General features: G+C 58.5%; 11 protein-coding genes. 8 read left to right on the forward strand and 3 right to left on the reverse strand.

The annotated features are described in order from the left end of the window. Positions 1-244 precede the first annotated feature (244 nt). Positions 245-370 (reverse strand): hypothetical protein, encoded by a 126-nt coding sequence (locus tag BGN91_RS05315; RefSeq protein ID WP_292611177.1) that lies wholly within the window; start codon positions 368-370, stop codon positions 245-247. Positions 371-382: 12 nt separating this feature from the next. After that, entirely contained in the window at positions 383-664 is a 282-nt protein-coding gene (locus BGN91_RS05320) for a hypothetical protein (RefSeq protein WP_292611179.1), read from the reverse strand. 205 nt (positions 665-869) lie between these two features. Between BGN91_RS05320 and BGN91_RS05325 the strand changes: the two genes are divergently transcribed. The 8 genes from BGN91_RS05325 to BGN91_RS05360 all read left to right on the forward strand — a co-directional run bounded on the left by BGN91_RS05325 (position 870) and on the right by BGN91_RS05360 (position 9,896). Further along, positions 870-1,298, forward strand: coding sequence for an Rrf2 family transcriptional regulator (locus BGN91_RS05325; protein ID WP_292611181.1), 429 nt, complete (start codon positions 870-872; stop codon positions 1,296-1,298). Between the two features lie 57 nt (positions 1,299-1,355). Then, positions 1,356-2,156 carry a cytochrome C biogenesis protein gene (locus BGN91_RS05330; protein WP_366408289.1) on the forward strand — a complete coding sequence of 267 codons (801 nt, stop codon included), beginning with the start codon at positions 1,356-1,358 and terminating at the stop codon, positions 2,154-2,156. A 228-nt stretch (positions 2,157-2,384) separates the two neighbouring features. Then, a complete protein-coding gene (locus tag BGN91_RS05335) occupies positions 2,385-3,461 on the forward strand; it encodes a multicopper oxidase domain-containing protein (RefSeq protein WP_292611183.1) in 1,077 nt (358 codons plus the stop codon). A 22-nt stretch (positions 3,462-3,483) separates the two neighbouring features. Further along, entirely contained in the window at positions 3,484-4,161 is a 678-nt protein-coding gene (locus tag BGN91_RS05340; protein WP_292611185.1) for a c-type cytochrome, read from the forward strand. Further along, the gene (locus BGN91_RS05345) at positions 4,161-4,517 is read left to right on the forward strand and encodes a cytochrome c (protein ID WP_292611187.1); all 357 of its coding nucleotides are present in this window, start codon (positions 4,161-4,163) and stop codon (positions 4,515-4,517) included. The genes BGN91_RS05340 and BGN91_RS05345 overlap by 1 nt, the downstream gene beginning before the upstream one ends. A 65-nt stretch (positions 4,518-4,582) precedes the next feature. Next, a complete protein-coding gene (locus tag BGN91_RS05350) occupies positions 4,583-5,533 on the forward strand; it encodes a multicopper oxidase domain-containing protein (protein WP_292611189.1) in 951 nt (316 codons plus the stop codon). 463 nt (positions 5,534-5,996) lie between these two features. Next, a complete protein-coding gene (locus tag BGN91_RS05355; protein WP_292611191.1) occupies positions 5,997-7,841 on the forward strand; it encodes an EAL domain-containing protein in 1,845 nt (614 codons plus the stop codon). 261 nt (positions 7,842-8,102) lie between these two features. After that, positions 8,103-9,896 (forward strand): glycoside hydrolase family 15 protein, encoded by a 1,794-nt coding sequence (locus BGN91_RS05360; protein WP_292611192.1) that lies wholly within the window; start codon positions 8,103-8,105, stop codon positions 9,894-9,896. Between the two features lie 39 nt (positions 9,897-9,935). Here the strand turns inward: BGN91_RS05360 and BGN91_RS05365 are convergent. Then, the coding region (locus tag BGN91_RS05365; protein WP_292611194.1) for an HAD family hydrolase at positions 9,936-10,576 on the reverse strand (641 nt) is incomplete at its 5' end.

Genomic DNA, 10,576 nt, shown 5'->3' on the forward strand with positions numbered 1-10,576 from the left:
CGCCTCTGTCGCCTTTCCCTTTAAGATTCCACCCGGCGGCGCCAAACTTGCGCCCGGGCCAGAACTGGTTTTAAGGCAGCACACTTTTTGATGTGACAAGTTCCGTCACGAGGAGTTTGCCGAGGACATCGGCAGACTTGCTCCTCACTCGGGCCCGCGCGTTTTCGGCCCTAACTTCATGGCTTGAGCTTCGTTCCGCGAGTTCCAACAAACGCGGATCACTTTTCTGGCATGTAGAAACCGTTCATGACGGGCAGTAGCTGGCGCACGACATTTCGAGCGTCAGGCGCGACGGTTCCAGCATATGTGCGGTACCTGCGTCGATGTCGCCGCCGAAGAATTGCGCCTCGAAACCCAGCCGCTTGGCCAACTCAAAAGCGATTCAGCTGCCCGAGCGGGATTCGCCGCGCGGCGGCGGCGACACCACAGCCTTGTGCAACTGCAAGAGCGCATCCGCCGCGTGGCTGACGCGAAATCCGTCCGCGATGCCCTCGCGCTCCCATGCCGACGATACCGGCAGCACCACGTCGGCTTCGGCGGCCATCGGAGTGAGAAACGAATCGCAATGGACATCGAAATCGAGTTTTCGGAGCGCGCGCACGCCTTCATCGGGACTGGGGCGGCTGTGCAGAAGACCGGATCCGAAGGCCAGAAGTCCTGTCACGGGGTACAGGCCTTGTCGACGTAGGGCTGGTATGCATTGCAGGGTCGCCGCAATGTCGGGGCGCGTCCCGCGGTCTGATCGGTATTTACACAAACAGGTGACCTTGCCCCGGAGGCGGACACACTTGCTAAAGCCACCGGACAAGTTCATCTTTTCCCGGTATATCCAGATTTGGCTACGCGTCTTGCCGCCGGCGGAACCCCCGATGCGATTGACCAGCTTTTTTGACTACACGCTTCGCTTGCTGATGTATGCGGCCACCCATAGTGACCGGTTGATCACCATCGAAGAGACCGCGGGCGTCTATGGCATCTCGCGGACCCATCTCATGAAGGTCGCAAATCAGCTCACGCGCGCAGGTTATCTCAGGGCGGTGCGTGGCAGGTCGGGCGGGCTTACGCTTGCAAAGCAGCCGAACCGGATCAAGCTCGGGGATGTCCTGTGCGCGACAGAGCCGGATTTCGCGCTGGTGGAATGCTTTTCAGCAAACAACCGCTGTCCGATCTCGGCACGTTGTCGGCTGCGTTCGCCCCTGAGGGAGGCGCTCGCTGCATTCACGTCGACGCTCGATCGCTATACGCTCGCCGATCTTATCCTCAATCCGAAAGACTTCGGGATTCCGCCGGCGGCGTGACGCGGCCTGCGATCAGGTTCTGCCCCGCGACGCGACAAACAGCAGCAGTATCATGGCTTGATTCGGCAACTGATTTCAGTCGGTGCTGTGGCCGTCGTATCACGCCCCCTGCTGCTTATTGCCGCTCACCGATTTTATGGGCTGTACAAACATACATTTGAAGTGCATGTTATCCGCGCGGAGTTCGATCTATTCGCGGCGTGGGGCATGACGGAAGCACTTACAAATCAAAAGCACCGTTCCAGGAGCTGGTCAAAGCTGTACATCGCTTCCTCGGTCGCCGGAGTTGCGATCGGTGTGGCGGCCGCGGTCTGGTTCACGCATTTGCCGCCGCTGACGACCCACCACGTGACGGTATCGCTGAATAGCGCGGCCACTGCGCCGCCGGTGCCGCTCGAAGGCCTGTCCGACTTGCCGAAAATGATAGCTGCGAAAGATGCAAGCCAATCCTGGGCGATTGCCGGTGGCGCATTGCTGCAGGTTGGTCTTGCCCGGTTCAGCGTTCCGATGCTCGAGCGGGCGATTGAGAATGATCCGGACAACAGCGTGTTTCATGTTGCGTTGGGGGAGGCGCTCGCGCTGGCGGACAAAGGTCTGATATCGGATCGCGCCAAGGCGGAATTCGAGCTCGTGCTCCGGAATGATCCCAATGACCTGATTGCGCGATTCTACATGGGGCTTTGGTTGCTGCAGAACGGCAAGGCAAAACCGGCGTTGGTCAAGTGGGTGGGTTTGATGCGGACGGTAGGAAGCGACCAGACCTGGAATGACAGGCTGTGGATGGTGATGCCGACTGCTGCGGAGGAGGTCGGCATCAATCAACTGACGCTGCAAGCTCTCTGTGCCTCGGGAATGTAGTGCTGCTCCATATATAAGCGGTTTCGGCAAAAAAGATGTATTTTATATATTGCTTTATGAATCGGAAGGTGGCACGTAGTCATCAGATTTGTGGGCTGGGTTTGTGCGTCATGATCACCAGAACTGTTCAACATCATCGGCGACAGCACAACTGGATACCTGACGGATAAAATGACATCCGCTCCGAACTGCTCCTGATAGCAGCCTATCAAAAAACATCAATCTGAAATGCATGTTATGATCATGATCCTGCAACCCTGTCTGCTGCGCGCACGTCTCGTCAAATTCACCTTTGTCGCAAGTGCGGTCTTATGCGTCGTCAGTCCGCCGATAGCCTCGGCGGAGACCCGCCATTTTTCGATGACTATCGACGATACGATCATCAAGCTGGTCGATAAACAGACCTTCCACACCTTCTCCTTCAACGGCCAGACTCCAGGTCCGCTGATTCATGTGCAGGAGGGCGATGATGTCGAGATCGATGTCGACAACCAGACGACGTTGCCGCACACGATTCATTGGCACGGCATGTTTCAGCGCGGCAGCTGGAAGAACGACGGTGTCCCTGACACGACGCAACCGGCAATTCCGCCCGGCGAGACCTTCACCTATCGCTTCAAGGCCGAGCCGTCCGGCACCATGTGGTACCACTGTCATGTCAACGTCAACGAGCATGTCGCGATGCGCGGCATGTGGGGTCCGTTGATCGTCGATCCGAAGGATCCGCCGCCGGCCGAAAAGGAAGTCACAAAAGACTACATCATGATGTTTTCCAGCTGGGCGTCCGCCTGGGCAAAGAAACCCGGCTATGGCGGCGTTCCCGGTGATGTGTCCGACTTCTTCACCATCAACGGCAAGTCCTTTCCCGATACACAGCCGGTGCGGGTCAAACAGGGCGACGTCATCCGCATCCGCCTAATCGGCGCCGGTGACGAACTGCATTCCCTCCATATCCACGGCCACGATTTCGAGGTCTACGCCAAGGACGGTCGGCCGCTCGCCAATCCTTATCTCGCCGACACGATCCTGTTCGGACCGGGCGAACGCTACGACCTGATCCTGCGCGCCGACAACCCCGGCATCTGGATGGTGCACGATCACATCGACAAGCACACGGTGAACGGCAGCAAGCCGATGGGCGGCATGATGACGACCATCGAATACGAGGAAATCCCGGTGAAGGACCAGGCTTTCTACAAATGGAAAAACAAAGAGTTCGTACCTGATTTTTATTACGAGGAGTCGATGAAAAAGCCGTTCGGCATGTACGACAACCCTGCCTTCAAAGGCGATCCCGCGCCCTAGTGCCATTGAAAGGAGAGTAGATATGAAAGGGCTTTTTCTGGCCGTCGCGGGCTTGACCGCGGTCTTCCTGAGCAGCGCAATCGCTGCGGACAAACTGGATCCGAGCTGTGGAGGTTGTCACGCGCTGGCCAAGCCGACCGACACCTCGCTGGAGAGGCTGCTGACCCGCAAGGGTCCCGACCTCTGGTTTGCCGGCAGCAAGTTCAACAAGGAATGGCTGGTTTCCTGGTTGCAGGATCCCAAACCCATACGCCCCGCGGGTTATCCGTATTTCAAGAACATCAAGAAGGGCGCCAAGCACGATGAGATCGATCAGTCCAAAATCGCGGCGCACCCCAAGCTGAAGAAGGCGGATGCGGAAGCGACCGCGGAGGCGTTGATGGCTTTGAAAGCCCCCGCCGATCTCGTTCCGGCAGGCGCCTTCAAGGGCGACATGAAGGGTTCGCGCATGGGTGGGCTCGCGTTCATCAAGTTTCGCGGCTGTGTCGCCTGTCATCAAGGTGAAAACGGCGAAGGTGGTCTTTCCGGACCGCGATTGACCGATGCGGGAGCGCGGCTCCAGCCCGATTTCATCGCCGCCTATACCAGCGACCCGCAGCGTTTCGATCCGCATATTTGGATGCCGACGTCGAATTTGAAGGATCTGGACGTCCAGCGATTGACCGCGTTCCTGGTGCAACTGGGTCAAGGAGGCAAGTGATGAAGACGCAAATGTTAGCGGCTATCGCCGGCCTGGGCCTGCTGCTCGCCTCATCGACGAGCCATGCCGATCAATCGATCGAGCAGATCTACGGGGTCTATTGCGTGCAGTGTCACGGTCTCCAGCGCAATGGCACGGGTATCAACGTGCCCGCCCTTTCCGTGAAGCCGCGGGATCACACCGAGGCCAAGGGTATGGGCGACACCCCCGATGACGAGCTGTTCAAAGCCATCAAGGAAGGAGGGCTCGCCGTCAACAAGTCGGTGTTGATGCCGACCTGGGGGCGCGTCCTGTCGGAAGACCAGATCAAGGGTCTGGTCAAGTATCTCAGACAGGTCTGCAAATGCGGGAAATGAATCCAACAAGGAAGTCATATCAAACCATGAAGCGGAGAACGATTGTGAAGGGGAGATCGATTTCAATGACGACTGCAGGTTTGAAGAAGAGCGCCATAACGGGCAGCATTGCGACCGCGCTGGTTCTGGCCGGCGCGGCGATCACCGCGGCCCAGGCCAAGACCGTCAAGGTCGAACTGACGGCCAAGGAAGTCACCGTGCCGCTTGATAACGAGGGCCACACGGTAGCCGCCTGGACCTATAACGGTCAGGTTCCCGGTCCGGTGATCCGGGCGACCGAAGGCGACACCATCGAGTTCACCTTGAAGAATGACCCCGCTAACAAGAAGTCGCATTCCATCGATATGCATTCCGCGCGTACCGATGTTCTGACGAATTTTGCCTCGATCAAACCCGGTGAGACCAAGACCTTCTCGTACGTTCCGGATCATGCCGGCGTATTCTTCTATCATTGTGGCTCCGATCCGATGATCCAGCATATTGCGCGCGGCATGATCGGGGCGGTCATCGTCGATCCGAAGGACCCCAATGCAATGCCGAAGGCAGATCGCGAATATGTTCTGATCGAGCATCAGATCTTCGAGAATCCTGAAGACGTCGACAGCATGATGGCGAACAAGTGGAAGCACGATGCCTTCAACGCCGTTCCGTTCCAGTACGACCCCGTGCATGACGAGCACGCGACGCAGACTCTCGAGGCGAAACCCGGCGAGCGCGTACGGATCTATCTGGTCAATGCCGGTCCCAATGAGTTTTCCGGATTTCATCCGATCGCGGGCATCTGGGACAGGGTCTATCCTTCCGGCAACCCGAAGAACGTGATGGTGGGAATGCAGAATTACACCCTGGCGCCGGGTGACGCTGCAACGTTCGACATCATTTCGCCGACGGAAGGCGCCAATGCCTTGGTGAATCATTCCATGCGCGCTGCACTTACCGGCGCGATCGCGGTCATTATGTTCAGCAACAAGGCTGATCCCTCGATGGGACATGGTGACAAGATTCTGGTGCGCTGACGCCAGCTTGGCGTGGAGCGTCGTCGGCGCTCCACGTCAAAATCGAAGGTTGAGACGACCAGGGCCGCGAACTCGATCGGAGATCGAGGCTATTTGGAGATGATCTGATGGCGACGCTTGGGCTGGCGCATGGCTGTGCGGCCCCGGCGCATCGCCCGCCTACGGGCAACGCGTAACCTCGCCTACTTGGCGGAGAGATCGCGGATGGTAGATGTATCCGGCATCGCGTTCATGTCTCGGTAATAATAATCCGGCTTCGAACCGGAAGTGCTTCGCCGAGTGTGGAAAGTGCCGCCGTGTTTGTGCATTCGATTTAACCAACCTAAAAGGTGCTGGAGCTATCCTTCTTTTGCGGAAGGTAGGGCAGTCCGGTTACGTGATTGCGCCCGGCCATTTGCGGACCGCGAGAGCCTGAAAGTCCGGTAATTTCCCCTTTCAGAACGTGGTGAAGGTTGGGAAGTTCATGTCCGGTTCACCTGAGCGAAGCGAAATTTCTGTTGTCGCGAGAGAAGGGAATCCGCAGGACAGTTTGCAGATCGATCGAAAAGGTTTCCGTTTCGACGACAGCATACCCTCCAGACTGAATTTTCTGAGCGAAATCGTCAGGTCGCTTCCGGCAGGTGTAACGGTTCAGGACGAGCAGGGCGATTTCGTTCTCGTGAACGACGCCGCCGCGGCGCAGTTCAATATGCCCGCGTGTGAGATCGTCGAGACGGCGGCAGGTATCCCGTTCCGCTCAAGAGAATTGAACGACCGCAGGCATATCGCTCGCAGAGTGCTTCAATCGGCCAAGACCAAGGTATCCGAAGAACTCATCCGGACGGATCAGGCGACAAAGGCCTATCTCACCACGCATGAACCCATCCTGATTTCGAACAGAAAGCTCGTGCTTTCGAGTTCCGTCGATATCAGTCAGCAAAAGGCCATCGAGGAGGAACTGTTTCGCTGTGCATACTATGATGAGCTGACGGGTTTGCCGACGCGGCGGGTTATCGAGCAGCACGCCAACAGTCTTATTCGTGAGGGAGGATATCCGGTCAGATTTGCAGTGGCATTTCTGGACATCGATAACTTCAAGCACATCAACGATTATTACGGCCATGCATCCGGCGATGGGCTTCTTGTCGAGGTTGCCAGGCGCCTGGGCCTCGGTCTTCGCGCCACCGATATGTTGTCCCGGATCAGCGGCGACGAGTTTCTGCTCCTGCTCAATCCGGTCCAGAGCGATGCCGAGGTCGCCGAATACGTCGAGTTCCTGTTGCAGCGGCTCAAGGCGCCGTTCTTTATCGACGGATCGGAGCTCTTCGCATCCGCGTCCATCGGGGTGAGCATCTATCCGGATCACGGCGACAGTTACGAGGTGCTGCGCCAGAACGCCGACACCGCGATGTACCGCATCAAGAATGAAACCAAGGGCGCGGCCGCCATTTTCGATACCGGAATGCAGCATGAAGCGCTGGCTCGAATGGAAATCGAACAGTCGCTGCGGCTTGCGATTCTGGATAGACGCTTCTGTTGCGCGTTCCAGCCGAAGGTCGACATCAAAACCAGGCAGATCAAGGGTATCGAGGCGCTGGTTCGGCTGCGCAATGACGACGGCATCATCCAGGCTCCCGGAACCTTCATCGATCTTGCGGTCGAACTCGGCCTGATCGACGAACTGACGCATCTCGTGCTGGCCGAGATCATCCGGTCCATCGATCTCATCGATGATACTTTCGGGACCGGCGTCGGCATCAGCATCAACGTTGCCGCCAAGCAGGCGGGCAATGTGGCGTTCATGACGTCCTTTGCGCGGGCGCTCGAGAGGACCGGCTGTCCGACGCGTTTCATCGTTGAAGTCACGGAAGACGCATTCGTGGCGAAAACCCGTTTTCAGGCGGAGATCCTGCCGATCCTGCGGAGGCTCGGTGTCGGAATCTCGATCGACGACTTCGGAATCGGATGTTCGTCACTGTCGGCTCTCGCCGATATCACGGCCGATGAAATCAAGATCGACCGCTCGTTCATCGTCGATATCCACAAGCGCCCGCGCAGCCAGGGCATCCTGAAGGCGATCGAATCTCTCAGCGACGCTCTCGGAATGACGGTGATCGCGGAAGGCGTCGAGACCTTCGAGGAACTCGCTTATCTGCAAGCCGCAACGCGGATCAAATACGCGCAGGGCTTTTATTTTTCCGAACCTGTCTTTCTCGAAGGACTCCAGCCGGGCGGCCGGACGGTCAGCGACAATCGCAAGAGCCCGATCAGCCGGCTGGTGCAGGAGAGTCGCCCGGCATATTCTCGCGCCAACCGCTACAGGCGCTGACCGGCGGCACCATGTCGTTCGCGCGAAGTTGGATAGGGCACCGATAGTATTTGCCCGCACACATGTTCCGCTCACACCGAATTGTGTCAGCAAACAAGAATCGTCGAAATAAGGTGACGAATATTGCCGGAGCCTTCGCTTCTGATGGCAGAAGCGTGACTATTTGTTTTTGGTTGATGCGTTTTCCTCACGCGAACCGGTAGCGACTTCGCTCGAAAACGCTATAGTTCTTTCTTCCAGCCCGCCTGCCGAGTTCGCCAATTGCCCAGCAACATCGAAGACTATGGAATCATCGGTGACGGCGAGACAGTCGCACTCGTTGATCGCACGGGATCGCTCGATTGGCTCTGCTGGCCGAGTTTCGACTCGGACGCCTGTTTTGCGGCTCTTCTGGGCGATAAGCACAATGGTTACTGGCGAATCGCGCCTGCGGGAGAGATCGGGTGTTCGAGCCGCGGTTATCGCGGAGACGGCCTCATCCTGGAGACCCGGTTCGAAACCGCCGGCGGCGCCGTGACCCTGATCGACTTCATGCCGCCTCGCGGTACGGCCTCTGACATCGTCCGGCTTGTTCGGTGCGACCGCGGCCGCGTGAAAATGCGCATGGATCTGGTGATCCGGTTCGGCTTCGGGAAAAACGTTCCTTGGGTCCGCCGCACCGAGGACAGGGCGCTGCTCGCGGTTTGCGGGCCGGACATGCTGGTGTTGCGCACGCCCGTCGAGACTCGTGGCCAGGATATGACGACCGTCGCCGACTTCGAGGTGAGCGCCGGACAAACGGTTCCGTTCGTCATGGCCTACGGCGCATCTCATTTCGAGGTTCCTCCGCCGGTCGATGTGGCGGAAGCGCTGAAGCAGACAGAAGCCTTCTGGAAGGAGTGGTGCGGAAAGTTCGAATATGACGGGCCCTATCGTGATATCGCGATGCGTTCGCTGGTCGCGCTGAAGGCGATGATCTACGCGCCATCCGGCGGTATCGTCGCCGCGCCGACCACCTCGCTTCCGGAAAAGCTCGGCGGGGCGCGCAACTGGGACTACCGCTTCTGCTGGCTGCGGGACGCAACCTTCACCCTGCTCGCACTGATGAACAGCGGCTATTACGATGAGGCTTCGGAGTGGCACGACTGGCTGCTGCGTTCTGTCGCGGGCTCGCCTGCCGACATGCAGATCATGTATGGCATTCTCGGGCAGCGTCGGCTGACGGAATGGGAGGCCGACTGGCTGCCCGGTTATGAGGGGGCGCGCCCGGTCAGGATCGGCAATGCCGCGCATGCGCAGTTGCAGCTCGACGTCTACGGCGAATTGATGGACGTGTTTCATCAATCGAGAGAGGCGAACCTCAAGCTGAGCGAGCCAACCTGGGCGCTGGAATGCGAACTGCTCGAACATCTTGCCAAGATATGGAATGAGCCGGACTCCGGCATCTGGGAACGACGAGGTCCCGGCCGGCACTACGTCTCGTCGAAAGTGCTGGTCTGGGTGGCTTTCGATCGCGGCATCAAGAGCGTGGAACATTATGGCTTCGATGCGCCGGTCGAGCGCTGGCGCGACGTGCGCGATGCCATTCACCGCGACGTTTGCGAGAAGGGTTTTGATCGCGAGCAAAACACATTCGTCGAATCCTACGGCTCGAAACTGCTCGACGCCAGCACGCTCCTGATTCCGTCGGTCGGCTTCCTGCCCCCGTCGGATCCACGTGTGGCAGGAATGCTGGCCGCCGTCGAGGAACACCTGATGCCGGACGGCTTCGTGCTTCGGCATGATCCGCGCGCAGTGTCGGATGAACGGCCGCCGATCGAGGGGGCCTTTCTGGCCTGCACGCTCTGGCTCGCCGATGCCTATGTGCTGCGAGGCGATATCGAGCGCGCCGAGGTGTTGCTCAGGCGGGTGGCCGCTGTGGCGAACGATCTCGGGTTGCTTTCGGAAGAATATGATACGATTGCCCGCCGCCTGACCGGCAATTTTCCGCAGGCGCTGACGCACATTGCGCTCGTCAACACCATCCACAACCTCAACGCGGCGCGAAAACCTGCGATGCAGCGAGCGAAAACATAGAGCCTTCCTGCTTCCGACGGAATCAGAAGCGGAGTTCTATTATCGGAACGCTATGATCCGATCGATCGCTTTTGCGAAGCCATCGTTTTCATCGGTGTCGGTGACATAGGTGGCCCGCGCCTTCACGTCGTCATCGGCGTTGCCCATGGCAAAAGACAGGCCGCTTTTGCGAAACATGGCCAGATCGTTTCGCATGTCTCCGATGGTCGCGACGTTGCGCGGAGAAATGCCGAGGCGCTTCGCCATCATTTCCACGAATGTCCCCTTGTCCTGTCCGGCGGGAGTGACATCGAGATAGTAACTTTGCGAACGGATAGCCGAGGCTTGGCCGGCGAGGGTCGTCCGCATGTCGATTTCGCAACGCGCGAGTTTATCGGGATCGGCGCTGACGCCGACGATCTTGCAGGCATCATTCGTGAATTCGCCGAGATCGGAAACGATATCGGGGTTCATCCGAATCGTGCGCTGTTCGCGCGGGACATAACGTCCGTCGTTTCGCGTGATCAGCCAACGGTCCGTCGTGAACAGCCATATGTCGATTCCCGATGCCTTCAGCGCATTAATCGCAATCCACGCAGCGGACGCAGAAATGATGGTCCTTTGAAGGACTTCAAGTGTGGGGTCGACGATCAGGCTGCCGTTGAAGGCTCCGAGCGGTAGCCGGAGATCAAGCGGTTCGA

This window comes from Nitrobacter sp. 62-13 (assembly GCF_001896955.1).
Lineage (GTDB): Bacteria > Pseudomonadota > Alphaproteobacteria > Rhizobiales > Xanthobacteraceae > Nitrobacter.

Excerpts from the sequence above, each read along its gene's own strand:
- BGN91_RS05325 (WP_292611181.1), top strand. The coding sequence starts at position 870 with ATGCGATTGACCAGCTTTTTTGACTACACGCTTCGCTTGCTGATGTAT.
- BGN91_RS05335 (WP_292611183.1), top strand. The coding sequence starts at position 2,385 with ATGCATGTTATGATCATGATCCTGCAACCCTGTCTGCTGCGCGCACGT.
- BGN91_RS05340 (WP_292611185.1), top strand. The coding sequence starts at position 3,484 with ATGAAAGGGCTTTTTCTGGCCGTCGCGGGCTTGACCGCGGTCTTCCTG.
- BGN91_RS05345 (WP_292611187.1), top strand. The coding sequence starts at position 4,161 with ATGAAGACGCAAATGTTAGCGGCTATCGCCGGCCTGGGCCTGCTGCTC.
- BGN91_RS05350 (WP_292611189.1), top strand. The coding sequence starts at position 4,583 with ATGACGACTGCAGGTTTGAAGAAGAGCGCCATAACGGGCAGCATTGCG.
- BGN91_RS05355 (WP_292611191.1), top strand. The coding sequence starts at position 5,997 with ATGTCCGGTTCACCTGAGCGAAGCGAAATTTCTGTTGTCGCGAGAGAA.